Annotated in this window: 18 protein-coding genes; 8 read left to right on the top strand and 10 right to left on the bottom strand. The window is 63.4% G+C overall.

The features are described from left to right. Positions 1–26 precede the first annotated feature (26 nt). Together CK627_RS20100 and CK627_RS20095 are read right to left on the bottom strand one after the other, a co-directional pair. A complete protein-coding gene (locus tag CK627_RS20100; RefSeq protein WP_095593210.1) occupies positions 27–608 on the bottom strand; it encodes a TetR/AcrR family transcriptional regulator in 582 nt (193 codons plus the stop codon). Between the two features lie 88 nt (positions 609–696). Continuing rightward, positions 697–1,341 (bottom strand): response regulator transcription factor, encoded by a 645-nt coding sequence (locus CK627_RS20095; protein WP_095593209.1) that lies wholly within the window; start codon positions 1,339–1,341, stop codon positions 697–699. A 158-nt stretch (positions 1,342–1,499) separates the two neighbouring features. Here CK627_RS20095 and CK627_RS20090 point away from each other — a divergent pair, with 158 nt between their 5' ends. Beyond that, positions 1,500–2,126, top strand: a complete 627-nt coding sequence (locus CK627_RS20090) for a glutathione S-transferase (protein WP_095593208.1) — start codon at positions 1,500–1,502, stop codon at positions 2,124–2,126. A gap of 96 nt (positions 2,127–2,222) precedes the next feature. Here CK627_RS20090 and CK627_RS20085 read toward each other — a convergent pair whose 3' ends face one another. The 5 genes from CK627_RS20085 to CK627_RS20065 form a co-directional block, all read right to left on the bottom strand. Then, positions 2,223–4,331: an alpha-amylase gene (locus tag CK627_RS20085; RefSeq protein ID WP_095593207.1), complete on the bottom strand. Its 2,109-nt coding sequence runs from the start codon at positions 4,329–4,331 to the stop codon at positions 2,223–2,225. Between the two features lie 208 nt (positions 4,332–4,539). Next, positions 4,540–5,703 carry a hypothetical protein gene (locus CK627_RS20080; protein ID WP_010634754.1) on the bottom strand — a complete coding sequence of 388 codons (1,164 nt, stop codon included), beginning with the start codon at positions 5,701–5,703 and terminating at the stop codon, positions 4,540–4,542. Then, positions 5,703–6,074 (bottom strand): GtrA family protein, encoded by a 372-nt coding sequence (locus tag CK627_RS20075; protein ID WP_005303379.1) that lies wholly within the window; start codon positions 6,072–6,074, stop codon positions 5,703–5,705. The genes CK627_RS20080 and CK627_RS20075 overlap by 1 nt, the downstream gene beginning before the upstream one ends. After that, a complete protein-coding gene (locus tag CK627_RS20070; RefSeq protein WP_095593206.1) occupies positions 6,071–7,129 on the bottom strand; it encodes a glycosyltransferase family 2 protein in 1,059 nt (352 codons plus the stop codon). Before CK627_RS20070 ends, CK627_RS20075 begins: the two co-directional genes overlap by 4 nt. A 56-nt stretch (positions 7,130–7,185) precedes the next feature. Further along, on the bottom strand, positions 7,186–7,731 hold the full coding sequence (locus tag CK627_RS20065; protein WP_005303374.1) for a hypothetical protein: 546 nt from the start codon (positions 7,729–7,731) through the stop codon (positions 7,186–7,188). A 315-nt stretch (positions 7,732–8,046) separates the two neighbouring features. Here CK627_RS20065 and CK627_RS20060 point away from each other — a divergent pair, with 315 nt between their 5' ends. The 4 genes from CK627_RS20060 to CK627_RS20045 all read left to right on the top strand — a co-directional run bounded on the left by CK627_RS20060 (position 8,047) and on the right by CK627_RS20045 (position 11,423). Then, positions 8,047–8,817, top strand: coding sequence for a substrate-binding periplasmic protein (locus CK627_RS20060; protein ID WP_095593205.1), 771 nt, complete (start codon positions 8,047–8,049; stop codon positions 8,815–8,817). 81 nt (positions 8,818–8,898) lie between these two features. After that, complete coding sequence (locus CK627_RS20055) at positions 8,899–10,383, top strand: L,D-transpeptidase family protein (protein ID WP_042049738.1); 1,485 nt, start codon at positions 8,899–8,901, stop codon at positions 10,381–10,383. A gap of 150 nt (positions 10,384–10,533) precedes the next feature. Further along, entirely contained in the window at positions 10,534–11,079 is a 546-nt protein-coding gene (mepK, locus tag CK627_RS20050; RefSeq protein WP_005303369.1) for a peptidoglycan L,D-endopeptidase MepK, read from the top strand. Between the two features lie 92 nt (positions 11,080–11,171). Next, a complete protein-coding gene (locus CK627_RS20045) occupies positions 11,172–11,423 on the top strand; it encodes a hypothetical protein (protein WP_005303367.1) in 252 nt (83 codons plus the stop codon). A 93-nt stretch (positions 11,424–11,516) separates the two neighbouring features. Here CK627_RS20045 and CK627_RS20040 read toward each other — a convergent pair whose 3' ends face one another. Both CK627_RS20040 and cysZ read right to left on the bottom strand, forming a co-directional pair. Further along, positions 11,517–12,131, bottom strand: a complete 615-nt coding sequence (locus CK627_RS20040; RefSeq protein ID WP_005303366.1) for a trimeric intracellular cation channel family protein — start codon at positions 12,129–12,131, stop codon at positions 11,517–11,519. Positions 12,132–12,265: 134 nt separating this feature from the next. After that, positions 12,266–13,030, bottom strand: a complete 765-nt coding sequence (cysZ, locus tag CK627_RS20035; RefSeq protein ID WP_017779872.1) for a sulfate transporter CysZ — start codon at positions 13,028–13,030, stop codon at positions 12,266–12,268. Between the two features lie 109 nt (positions 13,031–13,139). Here cysZ and CK627_RS20030 point away from each other — a divergent pair, with 109 nt between their 5' ends. The 3 genes from CK627_RS20030 (at position 13,140) to ligA (ending at position 19,763) form a co-directional block, all read left to right on the top strand. Further along, positions 13,140–16,514 (top strand): AAA family ATPase, encoded by a 3,375-nt coding sequence (locus CK627_RS20030; RefSeq protein ID WP_095593204.1) that lies wholly within the window; start codon positions 13,140–13,142, stop codon positions 16,512–16,514. Positions 16,515–16,529: 15 nt separating this feature from the next. Beyond that, entirely contained in the window at positions 16,530–17,657 is a 1,128-nt protein-coding gene (gene zipA, locus CK627_RS20025; protein WP_095593203.1) for a cell division protein ZipA, read from the top strand. Positions 17,658–17,756: 99 nt separating this feature from the next. Beyond that, the gene (ligA, locus tag CK627_RS20020) at positions 17,757–19,763 is read left to right on the top strand and encodes an NAD-dependent DNA ligase LigA (RefSeq protein WP_095593202.1); all 2,007 of its coding nucleotides are present in this window, start codon (positions 17,757–17,759) and stop codon (positions 19,761–19,763) included. Positions 19,764–19,836: 73 nt separating this feature from the next. On the opposite strand, the gene CK627_RS20015 is transcribed toward ligA, so the two are convergent. After that, entirely contained in the window at positions 19,837–20,814 is a 978-nt protein-coding gene (locus tag CK627_RS20015; RefSeq protein WP_095593201.1) for an ABC transporter substrate-binding protein, read from the bottom strand. Between the last annotated feature and the right edge of the window lie 31 nt (positions 20,815–20,845).

Here is a 20,845-nt window from a genome sequence, read left to right as displayed (position 1 = left end):
GGTTTTAAAAAAGAGAGGTCAATCCATCAGCGCCAGCCATCCAGCAGCGTCTCCACTTCGGGCCAGAAGTGGCGGGCCGGATCCTGACACAGGTCGAGGGCATTGAACACCTGATCCGCCAGATAGAGGCCATAGAGGCGGTAGACGGCGCGCCAGGGATCCATGTTGCTGCGCCACTCGCCCTCGCTCTGTCCCTGCACCACCTGGCGGGCCAGGTAGTCGAGCCAGAAGCGCACCAGCTGGCGGGCGGCCTGCTGCACCTCACCCTCCTGGGCCGAGGTCCAGGCGTCGAGGAACATGCAGCGACCGGCGAAACACTGGTTCCAGGCCAGCCAGGCCTGCAGCAGGGCCGTCAGCTTCTCTCGCTGGCTGCCGTGCTGTTGCTGGCGCACCGGCTGGATCACCCGCTCCCGGAACACCTCGGCGGCGTACTCCAGCACGGCGATCTGCAGGTTGTCGCGGGACTGGAAGTGGGCAAACAGGCCGCTTTTCGACATCTCGCAGGCGCTGGCAAGGGAGCCGATGGTGAGGCTCTCCAGCCCCTGCTGGCTCGCCTGCTCGAACGCAGTCTGCAAAATGTTGTCGCGGGTCAGCCGGCCCTTGCTCATCGCACTCTCCTTCATTGACCGGGGCAGCATAAAGTACGACCGTGCTATTTGTCGAGTGGCAGATGATGTGCAGGCTTGCTGGGAGGGTTCAGCTCTCCTTGATATCCATCTGCTGCAGGGCGATAACCGCCTGGGTGCGGTTCTTGACACCGAGTTTTCTGAAGATGGCGGTGATGTGGGCCTTGATGGTGGCCTCGGAGACGTTGAGCTCCCAGGCGATCTGCTTGTTGAGGCTGCCGTCGCGCAGCATCACCAGCACCTTGTACTGCTGGGGGGTGAGGCTGGCCAGCTTGCTGGCAAAATCGGTGCCCTCACAGGGTTCAGGGTGGAGCGAGATGCCGGCCGGCACCCAGTTGTCGCCCCCGATCACCGTATTGAGGGCGTTGACCAGCTCCTTCATCGGCGCCGATTTGGGGATAAAGCCGAGCGCGCCGAGTCGCAGCACCTGCTGGATGATGGCGGGCTCTTCCGAAGCGGATACCACCACGATGGGCAGGTCGGGATACTGGCCACGCAGGTGAGCGAGGCCGGAGAAGCCGTTGGCCCCCGGCATCTTGAGATCGAGCAGCAGCAGGTCGACTTCCGGGTGCTCACCCAGCAGGTGGGCCAGGCTGTCGATGGAGTCCGCTTCCAGCAGCTGGGCATCGTCGATGGCCATGTGCACCGCTTGATAGAGGGCGCCCCGAAACAGGGGGTGGTCATCTGCGATGACGATGGTAAATTGGCTGTCCATTGCTCACATTGTTGCTAACTGATTGTTTTGGAAAATCAAACTAGCACCGCTCCCGGAGAGGGTCAAACCTGCCGGCGCGCAAATGTGAAGCGACCATCGGATGTCGTGCCATTGGGGCAGATGGGATGGTCATGAACAACCCATGCAGGAGGCAATAGATGGGATCTCTGGTATTGACGGTGGGCACTGGCTCCACCTGGGCAATGCGGGCGGCGCTGGTGCTGGCCATGAGCGGGCTGGAGTGGCAGGAGCAGGTGTTCGATCTGGAAGATGCCAAGGATCTGCAGCGGCTCAAGCGGCTGGCCCCCGCCGGCCTGGTGCCCTGGCTCGATCACGATGGCGTGCGGGTGCACGACTCGCTGGCCATCGCCGAATACCTGCACGAGCTCTGCCCCGCGCGCCGGCTCTACCCCGAAGCTCGAGCCGAGCGGGCGCTGGCCCGCAGCCTCTGCGCCGAGCTGCACGCCGGTTTTCGCCAAATTCGCACCCTGCTGCCCTTCTTCCTCGGCGCCCCGACCCGCAGCGAAGCGCCGGTGGAGGCCATCGGCGAGCTGGCCCGGTTGCAGACCATCTGGTCCCAGGCGCGGGGCCCCTTCTATTTTGGCGAGGCGGGGATCCTCGATGCCTTCTATGCGGTGATGGCTTATCGGCTGGCGAGCTACGGCATCCAGCTGCCCGGGCAGGCGGGCGCCTATCAGCAGGCGCTGCTGGCCTGGCCGCTGTGGCAGCAGACCCTGGTCAAGGCGCGTCTGCAGTGGCCGGCGGCGGCCCGTCAGCCGCAGTGAACCCGCTGGCGCAACCGCCGGTTTGAATGACTGGTGTAAACAGAGAGGGGAGCCACTGGCTCCCCTCTCTGTTTGGGTTTGATTCCTTAAGCTGGATTACGGCTGGCGGCCGGCGAACACCACCACCACCTTGTCATCCCCCTTCTCCCGCACGAAAGCATAGGGGCTGTCGGCCAGTTTCTTGTGGCTGCCCGCCGCCACCGCCGGGTGGGCGGCGCGGAACTGTCCGAGCCGCTGCCAGTGCTTGACCAGCTCGGCCTTCTCGCCGCCGGCCAGCTCCTGCCAGTTCATGTCCGAGCGCAGCGCCTGATCGAACACGCCGCCATCCTTGGCGAGCCCGCGGCCGGACTCGTCGCCGTAGTAGATCTGGATGCCGCCCGGCAGCAGCATGAAGCTGCTGGCGACCCGGCGCTGCAACGGCACGTCCTGATAGTCGCCGAAGAACAGCTTGGTGTCGTGGGAGCTGATGTAGCTCAGCACGTTGAACTCGGGATCCTGATTGATGCGGCTGGCATAACTGGCATAGGTGGGCTCGGCGCTGGCCAGGCACTGGGCCTGGGGCAGGGCGAACTCGCGCTGATAGTCGAAGTTGATCAGCGAATCGAAGCCGTTTTGATACCAGAAATCCTTGGCCACCCCATGATCCCACACCTCGCCCACCATGTAGAAGGGCAGGTCGTCGAGCTTTTTGGTCGGGTTGGCGGCTTTCCACTCCTTGAGGGCATAGGTGCCAGCCTGCTTGAGGCGGGCCCAGACGGCGGGCTCCAGGTGTTTGACGGTGTCGGCCCGAAAGCCGTCGATGCCGAAGCGGCGCACCCAGTCGGTGTGCCAGGCAATGAGATAGTCGCTCACGGTGGCGTTGGGCAGTGCCTTGGCCCTGGTGTCCTGTTTGGCCGCCAGCAGCGGCGGCAGCCCCACCGGCTTGGTGGATTCGGTCAGGAAGTCCGGCAGCCCTGCCACCGAGCCGGTGACGTCGTCGGTGCCGGGCTGCGGGTAGCCGGGCAGGCCGGCCCGCACCCAGTCGGTGCCCCACCACTTGCTCCAGGCGGGTGATTGATAGTCGATAAACTGGTTGTAGCCATGCCAGTTGAGGCCGCCGCTCGGGCGCCACTGGTTCCAGCTGGCCGGTAGTTTGGCTGTGTTTTGGGCCAGATCGGTGAGCCCCAGATCTTGCAGGTCGGCGAGGGTGGCGTAGCCGGCATGGTTCATCACCACGTCGAGGATGATGCGCATGCCGCGCTTGTGGGCCTCGTCCACCAGGGTCTTGAGGCTCTCCTCGTCGCCGTAGTTGGGGTCGATCTTGGTGAAGTCGAGCGCCCAGTAGCCGTGGTAGGCGTAGAAGGGGAAGTTGCCCTGCTCGCCGCCACCGATGAAACCGTGCACCTGCTCCACCATGGGGGTGATCCAAATGGCGTTGATGCCGAGTTGCTTGATGTAGTCGAGCTTGGCGGTCAGCCCCTTGAAGTCGCCGCCGTGCCAGGTGGCCACCTCATCCTGCCCGTCCTTTTGGCGACCGAAGCTGTGGTCGTTGGCGGTATCGCCGTTGTTGAAGCGGTCGGTCAGCAGGAAATAGACGCTCGCCTGATCCCAGCTGAAGGGGGCCGCTGTGGCCGCCTTGACCGGCTCGAGCAGCAGCAGGCCGCCGCTCTCTTTACTCGGCGTCAGGGTCAGCTTGCCGCCCTTGACCACGGTTTCCTGGCCGGAGTAGGCGTCCCGCAGCCGAGTGCCGTCGGGCCAGACTCCTTTCAGGGATACGGTCACCGGGCCGCCATCCCAGCTGATGCAGGGCTCCGCTGGCGGCTGGCGCTTGAACTCGCTCTTCCTGGTGGCCCGCAGCACCTTGAGGCTGGGGGTATCCGGGTTGAAGGTGAACTCATAATCCCCCGCCAGCATCACCCGCAGGTTGAAGTGCTGCCCCTTGCTGCACTTGTCCATGGGCTGGGCGGTGCCGAAGGGGAGCGGTTTGGCCTCGCTCGGGCCGAAGCTGGTGCCGCAACTGTTGCCCGCGTCGCTGATGCGGATCTGGTGGCTCCCCTTGGTGAGCGGATGGGTCAGCTGCACCGCCCCCTTGTCCAGCGTCAGCGGCGCGCCGACCGGCTGGTCATCCACGTAGAGGCGCACCTCGGCGGCCATGGCCTGATGGAGGAAGAGGGGGCAGGCCAGCAGGGCGAGCCAGAGGGAAGAAACCGAGGGGGTGCGACGCATAAGCCATTCCTTGCTGGGGTTAAGCGGACCAGATTGCCATCAATGGGGCTCATTCTAGGAGGCATGAGGGCGCGCTTGGACAGGCAAACCGTCGATTTGTGACATCAGTTCAAATGGTTACGTTTTCAAGAGTGGAAAAGTGTGAGCGGGGTGTCGTGCCCATAAAAAAAGCCGGTCGATAGACCGGCTTGTTGCATTGCCACCTTCGTCACACGGTGAAGAACTTGAAGTTGACGAAGGCCACCGCGATGAAGGAGGCCACCATGCCGCTCAGGCAGAGCACGGCCGGGCGAATGGCCGGCCAGCGATGAGTCAACAGCACGATCGCCAGCATGGTCGGATAGAGGCCGAACATGTAGCGCGGCATGGCGTTGAGCCCTGTCATCAGCGGAATGGTGCAGCAGATGAACATCAGGGTCGCCTCGGCCCAGCGCTTCTGGCTGAACAGATAGAGGTTCAGCGCCCAGCCGAACATCACCATGATGGAGAGGTAGGATTTGCGTCCGCCCAGCTCGAAGCCGCTCAGCCACCAGTCCAGCGGGCTGTCCATGTAACGGCCCCAGGCCACCTGGATGTGCTTGAAGGCCAGCGCGTCACCGGTGAGGTGATAGAGATAGAACATGTAGGCGAACAGGCCGAGCGGGATCATCCAGAGGGTGAACACCACCTTGAAGGCGCGCTCGGTGAAGCGGAAGAACTCGCGCCAGCCGTAGGCCTGCAGCGCCAGGATCAGCACCGGGAACACCATCATCACCCCCAGGTTGCGGGTGGCGGAGATGAAGACGCCGAGCAGGGCCACCATCAGCCACTGCTGGCGATAGGCGAACAGGAACATCCCCAGCATCAGCGCCATGAACATCGACTCGGTATAGCCGGAGACGAAGTAGGCGGAGAAGGGGGAGAAGGCGAGCAGCCAGACACCGAAGCGGGCGGTATCGTCACCCAGCTTGAGTTGGCGCAGCACCAGCAGCATCAGCGGCAGGCTGGCGAAGAACGCCAGGTTGGCCACCAGCATCAGGCCGATCAGGCTCTCGACGTTGAGCAGGTTGGAGAGGGTGCCGGAGATCATCGGGTAGAGCGGCATGAAGGCCCAGTTGGCCGCGTTGCCCTTGCTCAGCCAGCGCGGGTAGAGGTCGTAGCCGTTCTCGATGATGCGCTGGAACCAGACGCAGTCAAACTGGCAATAGGCCTGCAGCGGGCCTATGTCGGTGGCGCCGTAGAGCTGGACGCCGAAGTAACCCATGCCGTACAGGGCGACCCGGCTCAGCACGAAGGCGGCGATGATCATCAGCCAGTCGCGACCGCTGATGCGAAGTGACGGGCGATAGGGCGCCGCCTGGTCGGGGGCAGTGGTGGTAGTCATGTCATTCATCAGGCAAATACCCAGATCCTGGAGAGGAGGTAGGTGAGCACGGTGACCGTCAGGGTGGCGATCACCACCGGTAACAGACCGGAAAGACCCGCAAACAGCAGACCGCTCAATATCAGGTTACGCACCGCCAGCGAGAAGAGGGCGACCAGCAGGAACTTGCTGGCGGCACCCTGCTTCTGGAAGGTGATGTAACGGTGACCGAAGAAGGAGAACCAGAACGCGATGGCAAAGGCCAGCGTCGTCACCAGGTGCTCCGAGATGGTGGGCCAGGTGTGAAACAGTGCGATGGAGGTGCCCAGATCGACGAGGGTGGCCCCCCCGCCGACAAACCCGAAACGTACCAGCCGCCAGAATTCCTCGCGGGAGATCATTGAGAAGCCTGCTCCTGCTGGTCATCAGCGGCTTTCGCAGCTGCCTTCCTGCCGGCGCTCTTCTTGGTGCCGGTGGCGGCATCCTGCTTGGGCTCTTCATCCTGTTTGGCATACTGGCCGTAGACCCCTTCGATGAGGTAGACGGGGCGCTGCTTCACTTCCACGAACATGCGGCCGATGTACTCGCCGATGATGCCGAGCGACAGCAGCTGGATGCCGCCGAGGAACAGCACCACCGACATCAGGGAGGCGTAACCCGGCACGTCGATGCCGAAGAAGACCACCTGGGTGACGATCTTGAGGATGTAGAGGAAGGCGACGAAGGAGACGCCGACGCCGACATAGCTCCATACCCGCAGCGGCCAGCTGGAGAAGCTCATCAGACCGTCGAGGGCGAAGTTCCACAGCTTCCAGTAGTTGAACTTGGTCTCGCCGGCATGGCGAGCAGGGCGCTCGTAGGGCACACCGACGGCGCGGAAACCTGCCCAGGCGAACAGCCCCTTCATGAAGCGGTTGCGCTCCGGCAGCTGCTTGATCGCCTCGACCACCTTGCGGTCGATCAGACGGAAGTCGCCGGCGTTCTCCGGCAGCTTGGTGCTGGTGGAGAGGGCGTTGAAGAAGCGGTAGAAGCCGCCGGCGGTGAGACGCTTCATCGGGGTGTCGGCGCTGCGATCCACCCGGATGCCGTAGACGGTGTCGTAGTCGCCGGTCTGCCACAGCTTGACGAATTCGAGAATGAGCGAGGGCGGATCCTGCAGGTCCACGTCCATCGGCACCACGGCATCACCCTTGGCGTGATGCAGGCCGGCGGTCATGGCCGCTTCCTTGCCGAAGTTGCGGGCCAGGTTGACCAGGGTGACGCGCGGGTCGCGGGCGATGGCCTGCTCGACCACCTCACGGGTGCGGTCGCGGCTGCCGTCGTTGACGAATACAATTTCCAGCTGATCCTTGAGCGGCGCCAGTTCGTTATCTATCGCGTTGATGAAGGCATCTATGCTCTCTTCCTCGTTGTAAACGGGAACGATCAGAGAGAGTCGAAAATCGGCATGCGACATGAAAACTTCCTTATTTGGAAAATTATTTTATAAAACAGCGTATTGGAGAATACGTCTTACTGGGCGACGGTCAAGCGCACCGACTGGACGTTGAGCGGTGTCGGGGCGGAGAGCGCCAGAAAGTTGGGACGCTTGGGATCCGAGGTCAGCGACTCGCCCGGCAGGCTGAGACGGATCTCGTTGATGCCGGCCTTGGCCAGCTTGACGGTGGTAGTGAAATCGTGACCCAGTGCCACCTTGAGCAGGGCGCCGGCCTGCGGGCTGTTGACCCGGGCCTGGATGGTCAGCTCTTCCGGCTGTGCCTGCTGCTTGGGCAGCACGAAATAGAGGCCACCCTGGCCGCTCAGTTCGGTGCCGTCCGCGCTCGGTTTCTTGGCCCAGCCTTCGCTGGAGAGGAAGCGGCTCGGCTTGGTCAGATTGAGCTCGTTGCCGGGCTGGTAGGTCATGCTGGAGTTGTGCTCCCAGAAGCGGGTCTTGCCTTCCAGGTAATAGAGCTTGTAGGCCAGGCTCACGTTGGGGTGGGCGGCCAGATAGAGGGTGTAGAGATAGAAACCACTCAGCGCCATGATGGCGGTCAGAAAACCAAACTTTTTGTACGTCATATCACTCTCTGCGCCTCACGGTTTGTAGGCTGATTTCGCGCATATGCTAATCCAATTGCAAAAAAAGCATAGTGGATCACAAAAATATATTTGGTCACATATTAACCCCTTTCTGATTGGTGTTCCAAATGTCGCTTCTCCCTCTTTTTAGCTAGCCCCCAGGCCCTGTTGTGGCGGGCTGGCCGGGCCCCTTTTCTGCTCGGGCGATGCCGCTTTTTCGGTGCCCCGATCATGGTCTGCATCCCTGTGGCAGGATCTGTCGCCATTTTGCCGAGGCCGATTTATGATGAGCTGATACGCCGTCAAGGATGACCCATGAAGCTGAAACTCTGCTGCTGGATGCTCTGGTTGCTGACACCGCTGGTATCGGCAAATGCGCTGTGCCCTGCTCCCTTGCGGATCGGTTATGACAACTGGCCGCCCTATCACTATTACCTCGAGGCCGCGGCCGGCAAGAAAGAGCTGCAGGGCTTTGCCATCGAGGCGCTCAACGCCATGCTCAAACGGCTGGATTGCAAGGCCAGCTACGTGGAGATGCCCTGGAAACGGGTGTTGCACGGCCTGGAGTTGGGGGTAGTCGACATCGCCATGGAGGCCTACTTCAACGAGGATCGTGCCCGTTACGCCTGGTTTTCCGATGCCTACAATCCGGGCCGCAGTGTGCTCTGGATCCGCAAGTCAGACGCCTATGCCGACACCGACCTGGCGAGCTGGCTGGCTGACGGGCATACCCTGGGGATCACCAAGGACTACTACTACGGCGCCGAAATCAGCGAGCTGCTGCGTCGTTATGCCGCTCAGGTGAGCGTGGTGAACGACGAGCAGAACTACGGCAAGCTGGTGTTGGGACGCATCGACGGTTTTCTCGGCGATGTGCTGGCCACCCCCTGGGGCTTGAAGAAGGAGGGGTTGAGCGATCTGATCGTGCCCCATGCCATGGCCGTATATGAAGCACCGACCTTTTTCATGTTCAGCAAGAAACGGCTGTCTCCCGAATTCGTGCGGGAGTTCAATCGCGAGCTGGCCAAGTTTAAAGCAACAAATGAGTATGACATTATCTGGCGGCGCTATGCGCCCGCCGGCTAGCAAAGTCGCGGGCATTCACGCATGATGAGCGCCTTGACCGCCGGGTCTGACGGATTGAAGTGAACCTATCTTGAGGTAAGCATGGGGAAGAAGTATTGGCTGGCATTGGCAAACCTGATCTGGCTGGGCTGCTGGCCAGCGGCCATGGCACAGGCCAGCGAAGGCCAGGTGGTGGTGAGCAATGCGGCGGAGCAGCACGACTGGTATCAGAACCGGACGGCGGAGCAGGCCAGGCAAGAGCTGGAGCAGCAACTGCAGGAGGCCGTGCTGGCCCAGCTGCACCCGGATTTCTATACGCTCTGGAAGAAGCTGCAGGCCAAGCCGTCAGATCAGCGCGGCGCCCTCTATGACGAGGCGTTTGGCAAGCTGGCCCGGTTCCAGCAGGCATGGCGCGCCATGGATCTGGTCTCCCGCGAGCAGATGCAGACCCTCAAACTCAATCTGAACAAGCCGCTGGCTCACGAGCCGGCCGGCGACAACCTGCTGGAACAGGTCAAGCAGCTCAGACCCCAGGTCGCGGAATACGAGGCGGTGCGCGAGGAAGTGCGCAAGCTGCTGGCGCTGCCCATGGCCAAGAAGTGGCCGACCCTGACCATGCCAACCCTGCGAGCCGGCGAGGTTTCCCCGGAGCTGGGCCAGATCCGCTCCATCCTCAACGAGCTGGGCGACACGGCCCCGCGCCATGATGACGCCACCTACGACGACGACACCCTGCAGGCGGTCAAGCAGTTCCAGCGCCGCCACGGCCTGACCGCCGACGGCATCATAGGCCGGCAGACCCGCAGCTGGCTCAACACCGGGCCCGAGGTGCGCGCCAGCTTGCTGCTGCGCAACCTGTGGCGGCGTGACCTGGTGGATCAGCTCTCCGGTGCCCGCTACGTGCTGGTCAACATCCCCGACTATCGGCTGAGCGTGGTGGAGTCCGGCAACGAGGTATTCACCAGCCGGGTGATCGTCGGCAAGGAGCAGCGGGCTACCCCGATCCTCGCCAGCGAGATCCGCTCCATCGTGCTCAACCCGGCCTGGCATGTGCCGCGCTCCATCCTGAGCAAGGACATTCTGCCCAAGCTGGGGCGTGACCCCGCCTACCTCAATCGCGAGCAGTTCGAGGTGATCGACGGCGAAGGCAATCCGGTGCAGTTCACCGAAGAGGGCTGGCAGCAGGCATTGGCGTCCGGTTTCCCCTATCGTCTGCGGCAAAAGCCGGGCGATCACAATGCACTGGGTCGCTACAAGTTCTATCTGCCCAACAACGAGGCGATCTACCTGCACTCGACTCCGCGCAAGGCGCTGTTCGAGCAAGGCGCGCGCGCCTTCAGTTCGGGTTGCATCCGGGTGGAGCACGCCGACGATCTGGCCGAGTTGCTGCTGGCGGACTCCCGCTACCAGCCCGACAAGGTGGCCAGCATCCTGAAAGAGAGCCAGACCAAGTGGCTGCCGCTGACCACTCCGATCCCGGTGTTCACCGTCTACTGGAGCAGCTGGATCGACGAGGAGGGGCGTCAGCAACTGCGCAACGACATCTATGGATTTGATCGAGTCAGCTACCAGAGTCGCCTGCTGTGATCCTCGCCACAGAGTGAAAAGCCCGGCCTGCGCCGGGCTTTTTCATGGCCCCTTGCGGTTTGACAGCGGCCGGCTCGGCGGGTAGTTTCAAGCGCCTGTATCAAATTCATTCAACGGTTTCACCTCAACATTGCGATGGACGGACAAGGGATGCTTGATCAAGAGATAAGCCGACGTCGCCTGCTGCTGGGTGCCGGTTGCCTGCTGGGGGGCTCGCTGTTGTCCTTCCCCGCCATGGCGAGCCGCAGTACGGCGGGACGTGAACTCAGCTTCTTCAATCTCAATACCGGTGAGCGGGTGCGCACCAGCTACTGGGAAGATGGCCGCTATCTGAAAGACGGGCTGGCCGAGCTCAACCACATCTTTCGCGACTACCGTCGCAACGAAGTGTTCAACATCGACAGGAAGCTGTTCGACCAGCTCTACCTGCTGCAGCACAAGCTGGGTCGCCACGGCGAAATCCAGCTCATCTCGGGCTATCGCTCCCCCGTAACCAATCGCCAGAAGCGCAGTCGCAGCCGCGGGGTAGCCAAGCACAGCTATCACACCCTAGGGCAGGCGGTGGACGTGCGGATCCCCGGGGTACAGCTGGCGCACCTGCGCAAGGCGGCGCTTCATCTCAAGGTGGGCGGCGTCGGTTACTACCCGAGCGACAACTTCGTGCACCTCGACACCGGGCCCGTGCGCAGCTGGTAACGGCGGTTTGCTGGCCGCATCGGCCCGGCGGGTGACTGGTCAGCGGGGTGGCCGAGCTGGTAGGCTCTGGACACCATGCAGAGGAGAACCAGATGAAACATATTTTGCTTGGCGGGCTGATTGCCCTGCTGCTGACCGGTTGTGGCAAGCTCAACCGCGAAAACTACGACAAGCTCAAGATGGGGATCAGCTATGCCGAGGCGAGCAGCATCCTCGGCAAGGCCGAGCGTTGTGACGATGCGCTGGGCACCACCAGCTGCATCTGGGGCGACGAGGGCAAGAACATCAAGATCCGTTTCATCGCCGACAAGGCGACCTTCTTCAGCTCGGAAGGGATCAACTGAGGCAGTTGCTGCCCCCTTGCCCAACAAAAAAGCGCCTGACCGGCGCTTTTTTGTTGGCTGTGATCCGTACCGGCTCGCCAGAAGCTGGCGCGCTCAGTGCGCGGCGTACTGATAGTGGAAGGTGGGCAGCCCCCACTTGAAGCGCACCGCCAGCAGGCGCAGCACGAAGCCGATGCCGATGGCACCGAAGGCGGCCCAGTCGTTGGGCAGGCCCTGATCCAGCGCCAGGCAGTAGAGGGCGGCGGTCACCAGCGAGATGGCAGCATAGAGCTCGCGGCGAAACACCAGCGGAATGCGCTGGCAGAGCAGATCCCTGAGCACGCCGCCGAAGGCCCCCGTCACCACCGCCATGATGCAGGCGATGCCGGCGCCGTGACCCATCTCCAGCGCCCTGGCCGCACCGAAGATGGAGAAGACCACCAGCCCCAGAGCATCGAGCGCCATGAACAGTTTGCCGAGATAGCGCATCAGCGGTGCCGAGATGACGCCGGCCATGGCCGCGCCGGCGACCAGCAGCACATACTCCGGGTGTTCGACCCAGAGCAGAGGGTAATGGCCCAGCAGCACGTCGCGGATGGTACCGCCACCGATGGCCGTCGCCGAGGCGATGATCACCACGCCGAACAAGTCCATCCGTCGCCGGCCCGCGGCCAGCGCGCCTGTCATCCCTTCGGCCACCAGGCCCAGCAAGAAGAGTGCATGTAACATGAGATATCCCAGGGTGCGAGAAAGGCCCGCATCCTAACAATCTAGCGCTGGCGGGACAAGCAAACTTATATATGCATTAGATTAAGTAATGAAAAGGGGGCTTTCGCCCCCATTTTTCATCATGCTTGTCCGGGTCAGCGTTTGAGCTGTTCGCTGCGGTAGTGATCGACCCACATGGCGGTGGCGCCGCAGATGGCGACCGGCATCACGAACAGGTTCACCACCGGGATGGCGGAGAAGAGGGTGACCAGGGCGCCGAAGCTCAGGCACTTGCCGCGGCGCTGCTTGAGGGCATCGCGCATGGTGATGAAGTCGATCTTGTGATTGTCGAACGGATAGTCGACATACTGGATTGCCATCATCCAGGCGCTGAACAGGAACCAGAGCACAGGCGCCAGGGTCTGGCCCACCACAGGAATAAGGAACAGGATCAGGCAGCCGATGGCCTTGGGCAGGTAGTATTTGAGCTTGATCCACTCGCGGCCGAAGGTGCGTGGCACATCCTTGACGATGTCCAGCATGCCGGTGTCGTTGGCCGCCTCGCCGGTGAGCGCCTGCTCCACCTTCTCCGCCAGCAGGCCGTTGAAGGGGGCGGCTATCCAGTTGGCCACCGAGCTGAACAGGAAGGAGAAGACCACCAGTATGGTAATGAGGGCGATGGGCCAGAGCAGGTAGTCCAGCCAGTCGAGCCAGCTCGGGATCTGCTGGTGCAGCCAGGCGAACAGGCCATCCAGCTGCAGCAGCAGGGCGTAGAAGGCCCCTGCAAACAGCACGAAGTTGACCAGCAGGGGGATCAGCACGAAGGTGCGGATGCCGGGCTGGCGAATGAGGGAGAAGCCGCGCAGAAAGTAGTCTGCGCCGCTGATCGAGTCTTTTACCATACGGGGGGAGTGGCTCATCGGAGCTCCATCTGTTCATGGGAAACTGCCAGCATATTACAAACAAGCTTTTGATTTGGTAAAGTCGCCTGCCCGCCTCCTCTTTATTTCGTTACCGACATAGGCCGCCATGCGTCTGAAATTGATCAAACTCGTCGGCTTCAAGTCGTTTGTCGAGCCGACCCGCATCGAACTCAACGCCGACATGACTGCCGTGGTGGGGCCCAATGGCTGCGGCAAATCCAACGTCATCGACGCCGTGCGCTGGGTGCTGGGAGAGAGCTCCGCCCGCCATCTGCGTGGCGAGAACATGACCGACGTCATCTTCAACGGCTCCGTCAACCGCAGCGCCCACGGCCGCGCCTCGGTGGAGCTGGTGTTCGACAACCCCCACAACCGGGTGCCCGGCGAGTTCGGCCGCTTTACCGAGATCTCGGTGCGCCGCGAAGTGCTGCGCGACGGCTCCAACCACTACCAGATCAATGGCCAGAAGTGCCGCCGCAAGGACGTGACCGACCTCTTCCTCGGCACCGGCCTCGGGCCGCGCAGCTACGCCATCATAGAGCAGGGCACCGTCAGCCGGCTGGTGGAGTCCCGTCCCGCCGATCTCAAGCTGTTCATGGAGGAGGCCGCCGGGGTCTCCCGCTATAAGGAGCGGCGCCGGGAGACCGAACAGCGCATCCGCCATACCCAGGAGAACCTGGAGCGCCTCGGCGACATCCGCTGCGAACTGGGGTCGCGCCTCGACCATCTCAAAGCCCAGGCCGAGACCGCCGAGCGCTACAAGCAGCTCAAGAGCCGCAGTCGCGCTGCCCGCGCCGAGCTGATCGGCTCGGAACTGTGGGCGCTGGAGACGCGTCTGGGCGAGGCCAAGACCGAACTTGCCCAGACCGAGCAGGCGCTGGCGGCCCTCGATGCCAAGCGCACCGCCGATGAGGGGCGCCACGTCACCCTGTCGGTCGCCCGCCAGGAGGCGCAGGCCGAACAGGCAAGCCGTCAGCAACAGATTTTTCTCGGCGGCCAGGCCATCGCCCGCCTCGAGCAGCAGCAACTGCACCAAACCGAACTCGGTCGTGACTGGCAGGCAAGGCGGCAGGCCCTTGGCGAACGCATCGAGGGGCTCAAGACCCAGCTGGCCGGCCAGCTGGAACAACTGGGCGAAAGCACTCTGCAGGGGGAGGTGGCGTCGGCGCGCCTCGAGCAGTGTGAGCAGTTGCTTACCGACCAGCAGAGTGTGCGCGCGGCGGCGGGCGAGCGGCTCGAGCAGGCGCGCCAGCGCCAGCAGCAGTGGCAGCAGCAGCTGGGCCAGTTGCAGGGGCGGCTCAACCAGACCCGCGCCGAGGTGAACGGCCTGCAGGAGCTGCAGGCCAAGACCCGGCTCGCCCGTCTCAAGCTGGAAGATGAACAGGCCGGGCCCCTCGGCGGGGAGGGGGAGAACCTGCAACCGGCGCTCGATGCGCTGGCGGCGACGCTCTCGCTCTCTCGCGCCCGCCATGAAGAAGCCGAAGCGGCGTGGCAGGCCGGCGTGGCCCGCCACGAAGAGCTCAAGGCAGCGCAGGGGCGCCAGCAGGGCTTGCTGCGCGAACTGGAGGCTCGCCTCGCCACCCTGGATCAGATCCTGGGGGAGCAGATGGCGGGCGCCACCCTGGCGGATCGGCTGCAGGTCCCCCCCGAGTGGGCCCGGGGGCTGGACAAGGTGCTGGGGCGCTGGCTCACCGCCACGCCGGCGGACGAGTGCAATCTGGCGCAATCCGGGCTCTGGATCGGTCCGGCCCGGCCGGCGGTTGCCGGCACCCTGGCGGCGCAACTGGGCGGTGAGCACATACCCGCCTTCCTCAACGCCATCTGGCTGGCAGAGAGCCGGGAAGAGGCGCAGGCCCGCCTGCACAGCCTCTCTGCCGGTGAGTCGCTGCTCACTCCTGCCGGTGACTGGTTCGGCCCCAACTGGGCGGATCTGGGGGAGGGCATGGCCCTCGGCACCCTGGCGCTGCTCGGCGAACGTGAGCGGTTGCACAGCGAGCTGGTCGCGGGCCGGGAGGCGCTGCGCCGACTCGATGAGCAGCTTGCCGCCGCCGATGCGGCGCGGGCCCAGCTGCACAGCGCCCATGAACTGGCCCAGCGCACCCTGCGCGAGCAGGAGCAGCAGTGGCAGCAACTGCGTGAGGCTTGGAGCCTGCGCGAAGGGCAGCGCCAGGCGCGGTTGCAGCGCCTCGGCCAGCTGGGAGAGGAGCTGATCCGGCTGGATAAGGAGCAGGCCGAGGAGGCGCAGCGGCTGGTGTCGGCCGGGGAGCGGCTTGAGCAGGATGAAGCGGCCCTTGGCGAGCTGCAGGAGCAGGGGGAGGCGCTGGCGGAGGCGCTGCTGCTCGCCCAGGAGCAGGCGAGCGCGGCGGATCGCGCTGTGGAAGAGGCCCGCCTGCGTCGTGAGCAGCAGCAGGCCGCCTGCCAACGGCTGCAACTGGAGCAGCAGAACCTGCGCCAACTCATCATCCTGCGCGAGCAGGAGCTGGCCCGCCTCGGGCTGGAGCTGGCCGAGCTCAAGGAGCCGGGGACCACTTCGAGTCAGGATCTGTCGCCCCTGCTGGCCGAGCAGCGCAGCCTCGAGGAACAGCAACTTGCCTGTCATCAGCGGCTTGCAGAATTGGATCGCCAGCTGACCGAGCTGGAGCAGGCCAGAAGCGCCGATCACAAACAGCTGGTGCAGATACAGGAGAAGCTGGCGACCCTGCGGCTCGAGCGCGAACGCAACCTCACCCGCCGACAGGGGCTGCACGAGCAGTTCGAAGAGCTGGGGGTACGGCTGGTGGATCTCGATCAGGCGGTGCTGATAGCGGCTGATCGCGGCAAGCTGCGCCAGGAGATCCAGACCCTGGAGGCGCAGGTGGAGGCGCTTGGCGCCATCAACCTGGCGGCGCTGGAGGAGTATGAAGAGGCGAAAACCCGCGCAAGCTACCTGGAAAACCAGTGCCAGGATCTGGAGCAGGCACTGGAAACCTTGAGCCAAGCCATTAAAAGAATTGATAAAGAGACACAAATACGCTTCCGTGACACTTTCGATAAGGTCAACGAAGATTTAAAATCCCTGTTTCCAAAAGTGTTCGGTGGGGGCAGTGCCTGGCTTGAGCTCACCTCCGATGATCTTTTGGAGGCTGGAGTGAGCATCATGGCGAGACCTCCGGGTAAGAAGAATGCTACCATTGCCCTGCTTTCCGGGGGGGAGAAGGCGTTAACCGCTCTTGCGCTGGTTTTTGCCATCTTCAGACTCAATCCGGCACCTTTCTGTCTGCTGGATGAGGTGGATGCACCGCTCGATGAAGTGAACGTCGGTCGCTTCTGTTCTCTTGTCAAAGAGATGTCGAGCACAGTACAGTTCGTTTACATCAGTCATAATAAGGTCTCCATGGAGATGGCTGAGCAGCTGGTTGGCGTCACGATGCAAGAGCCCGGGGTTTCGCGCATAGTGTCGGTCGATATCGGTGAAGCCGTCGCTTTGGCTGAGCAAAACTAGAAAGAGAAGCAGCTAATGCAGGAATTGCGTTACATCTTGGTTGCCCTGGGCGGTATTGCCATCGCGGCATTGCTCATTCACGGGTTGTGGAGCAACAGAAAGAATCGTCAGGCACCGATCAAAGAGAAACCTCTGGGCCGGATGGAATCCAAATCACGGGATCGTGACAACGACGCCTTCGACAGCGATGGCATCGGTCAGGTGCGAGTGGTCAGCGGTGGCCGTCGTGCCGAGCCCAAGCTCCACCATGATGAACCCCGCCAGCCGGACGTCAGCCGTCGCGCCCCCGCGCCCGCCTTCGACGATGAAGAAGATGATGACGCCGATCTGCCGCCGCCCGTGGTACGCAAGCCTGCCGCTCGCCCCGTGCCTCCGCCTCCCGTCTATGAAGAGGAGGAGGAGTATGAGGAGCCGGCCGCCGAGCCTGTGGAGGAGGTGCCTGCCGCGCCGGTGCGCAAGCCTGCCCAGGTGATCCGTCGTACCCCGGTCCACCGTTCCCGTCCCCAGCGTGAGCCGCTGCTGCAGCCGCTGGACGAAGAACCGCTGGTGGAGCCAGCCTACGCCACCGCACCCACCTTCGGTGCCCGTGAACAGGCCCAGGCCGCCGCGCCCGAATACAAGGCGCAGCCCCGTTACGCAGCCCCCGAGCCTGCCTACGAGGAGCCCGCCTATGAAGAGCCGGTGCCGGAGCCGCAGATTGAACGTCAGCCGGTCGAGAAGATCTGGCAGGATGTCTATGTCATCAACCTGATGGCGCGCCCCGGCCACGACCTGCAGGGGGCGACCCTGATCTCTTCCCTGCTGGCACTGGGCTTCAAGTTTGGCGAGATGGACATCTTCCATCGCCACGAGGATCTCAACGGCAAGGGCGAAGTGCTCTTCTCCATGATCAACATGGTCAAGCCAGGTACCTTCAATCCGTACCGGATGGAGCAGTTCACCACTCCGGGCGTGTCGCTCTTCATGCAGCTGCCGCTGCGCAGCAACGCAGCCTTTGCCTTCGAGCACATGCTGCAGTCTGCCGACCAGCTGGCCAGCGATCTCGATGCCATGCTGACTGACGTGGATCGCAGCCCGCTGAGCGACGAGACCATCGCCCGTTACCGGCACGAGCTGGCCGCCTACGAGGCCAGTCGCGACTAATACGCCAGGCGGGTCGAATGAAGCAAAAGTGCGGTACCCAGGTGCCGCATTTTTATTGCTCCGCTGGCCGGTTTTTCCATCACACTTCGAGACTTTTTCATGAGCGATATCCTCTCCCGCCACCGTCAACTGTGTGAGCTGCTTACCGAATATGGGCATCAGTACTATGTGCTGGACAACCCCACAGTGCCGGATGCCGAATACGACCGCCTGATGCGCGAGCTGATCGCGCTGGAGGCCGACCATCCCGAGCTGAAAACCCCGGCCTCGCCGAGCGTGCGGGTGGGCGGTCAGCCGCTCACCGCCTTCAAGCAGGTGCGTCACGAGATCCCCATGCTGAGCCTGGACAACGTGTTCAGCAGCGAAGAGCTGCAGGCGTTTGAACAGCGCATGAGCGATCGCCTCAAGCGGGAGGTCAATTTCACCTTCTGCTGCGAGCCCAAGCTGGATGGCCTGGCGGTGAGCCTGCTCTATGTGGACGGCCAGCTGGTGCAGGCCGCCACCCGGGGCGATGGCACCACGGGTGAGGAGATCACCGAGAACGTGCGCACCATCAAGGCCATTCCCCTGACCCTGCGTGGCGAGGGGTGGCCGGCAAGGCTGGAGGTGCGCGGCGAGGTGTTCATGCCCAAGGCGGGGTTCGAGGCGATGAACGCCAGGGCGCTGGCCGCCGGCGAGAAGGTGTTCGTCAATCCGCGCAACGCCGCCGCCGGCAGCCTGCGCCAGCTCGATTCACGCATCACCGCCAGCCGCCCGCTCAGCTTCTACGCCTATGGGGTGGGGGTCGGTGGCGAGCTGCTGGGGGATTCCCACTACGGCCGCCTCACCCGGCTCAACACCTGGGGGCTGCCGCTTAGCCCTGAGGTGAAGCTGAAAGAGGGGGCCGCCGGTTGCCAGGCGTTCCATGACGACATCCTGGCGCGCCGTGGCGAGCTCCCCTACGAGATCGATGGCGTGGTCTACAAGGTGGATACCATTCCCCTGCAAGAGGAGCTCGGCTTCGTGGCCCGTGCGCCGCGCTGGGCCACCGCCCACAAGTTCCCGGCCCAGGAGGAGATGACCCTGCTCGAAAACGTCGAGTTCCAGGTCGGTCGCACCGGCGCCGTGACCCCGGTGGCCAAGCTCAAACCCGTGTTCGTCGGCGGCGTCACCGTCTCCAACGCCACCTTGCACAATGCCGACGAGATTGAGCGCCTTGGCGTGATGATCGGCGACACCGTGATCGTGCGCCGGGCCGGGGATGTGATCCCGCAGATCGTGGCCGTGGTGGAGGCGCAGCGCCCAAGCGATGCCCGTGAAATTCTGTTCCCGACCGAGTGCCCGGTGTGCGGCTCTGCGGTAGAGCGGCTGGAAGGAGAGGCAGTGACCCGCTGCTCCGGCGGCCTGTTCTGCGAGGCGCAGCGCAAGGAGGCGATCAAACACTTCGCCGCCCGCCGTGCCATGGACGTGGACGGCCTCGGCGACAAGATAGTCGAGCAGCTGGTGGACAAGGGGCTGGTGAAGACCCCGGCCGATCTGTTTGGCCTCAACGCCATCCAGCTGGCCGGACTCGAGCGGATGGGGCAAAAGTCCGCGCTCAATCTGGTGGCGGCCATCGATGCGGCCCGCAGCACCACGTTGCCGCGCTTCCTGTTTGCGCTGGGGATCCGCGAAGTGGGTGAGGCGACCGCGCTGAACCTCGCCAATCACTTCCTCACCCTGGATGCCCTGCGCGCCGCCTCGGTGGAGCAGTTGCTGGAAGTGGCCGACGTGGGGGACGTGGTGGCCAAGCATGTCTACTACTTCCTGCGCCAGCCCCACAACATCGAGGTGCTGGAGGCGCTGCTGGCCGCCGGTATCCACTGGCCCGCCATCGAGAAGAAGGAGGCAAGCGATCAGCCCTTTGCCGGCAAGACCTTCGTGCTGACCGGCACCCTCACTACCTTGTCGCGCAACGACGCCAAGGCGGCGTTGCAGGCGCTTGGCGCCAAGGTGGCGGGCTCGGTGTCGGCCAAGACCGATGTGCTGGTGGCGGGGGAGGCGGCAGGCTCCAAGCTGGCCAAGGCGCAGGAGCTCGGTATCACCGTCTGGAGTGAAGAAGAGCTGCAACAGGCGTTGCAGGGCTGAGTCGCAGCGTCAACCAGATAAACAAAGAACCCGGCATGGCCGGGTTCTTTGTTATGGGGGCACTGATCAGCGCTCAATCACGCCAGAGGATCTTGTAGCGCCACTTGTCGGGCAGGGTGAGCTGCCAGCGGGCCAGCTCGCTCTTGCTGAACACATACTCGCCACGCAGGGCGGCGCGTGGTGCCAGGGTTTTGGGCTGGGCGCCCGCCAGGATGGCGTTGACCAGTTCGGCCGCCTTGGCCCCCTGATCGCGGCCATCCAGCACCAGGCCACCGATGGCCTTGCCCTTGCCCACCGAAAACTCCCAGAAACAGAACAGCGGCACCGGGCTATGGGCGCTGGTCCACTCCAGCAACTTGTTCTCATCCACATGGCGGCCCTGATCGTCGCTGAGGGTGTGGTAGAGGCCGATGAAGATGGCTTCATAACCACTCTGCTTGGCATTGAGCACGGCCTCCTGCCACAGGCTGTAGTCACCAAGGAGCTGGCTGTTGACCCGGGTCTGGCCGACCCGCAGCTCGGTCTGGGTCTTGAACTCATCCTGGATGGCGGTGAGCGCCACGTTGCTCGAGTCAAACAGCACCAGTGCCTTCTTGATCCCCCCCATCAGCTGGCTCATCTCGCTGATGTTGCGTTTGAGCAGGGGTCGCTCCAGCACGCCGGTGATCTTGGGGTGGCCAACCAGCCCCTTGTGGCGCGGGTTCTCGTTCATGCCGAGAAACACCACAGGGGTGCCGAGGGAGGCGATGTCGCTGGCCAGGTAGTTGATGGCGTTGTCATCGCCGAGCACCACCAGATCCGGTTTCACCTGGCGATAGTAGGCGAGCGCCTGCTCGGCTATCTGATCGAACTCCTCGGGGGGGCGGCGTTTGGTATCCATGTAGAAGTGGCTGATGTGGTGGTCACCCTTGAGGTTGGCGGCCAGGCTGGCGTTGTAGCTCTGATCCCACAGGTATTCGGGGTGGTAGCTGCTGATCACCAGGATTTCGGCCGCCCACAACCGCAACGGCAGGGCACACAGCAGCAGTAGCAGCAATAGCGGGTTGGTCATGTCGCTTCCCATCGAACAAGAGGAGTTGTCA

The sequence above is a fragment of the Aeromonas dhakensis genome, from assembly GCF_002285935.1.
GTDB classification, from domain to species: domain Bacteria; phylum Pseudomonadota; class Gammaproteobacteria; order Enterobacterales; family Aeromonadaceae; genus Aeromonas; species Aeromonas dhakensis.
This window is presented reverse-complemented; position numbering and strand designations above follow the sequence as displayed.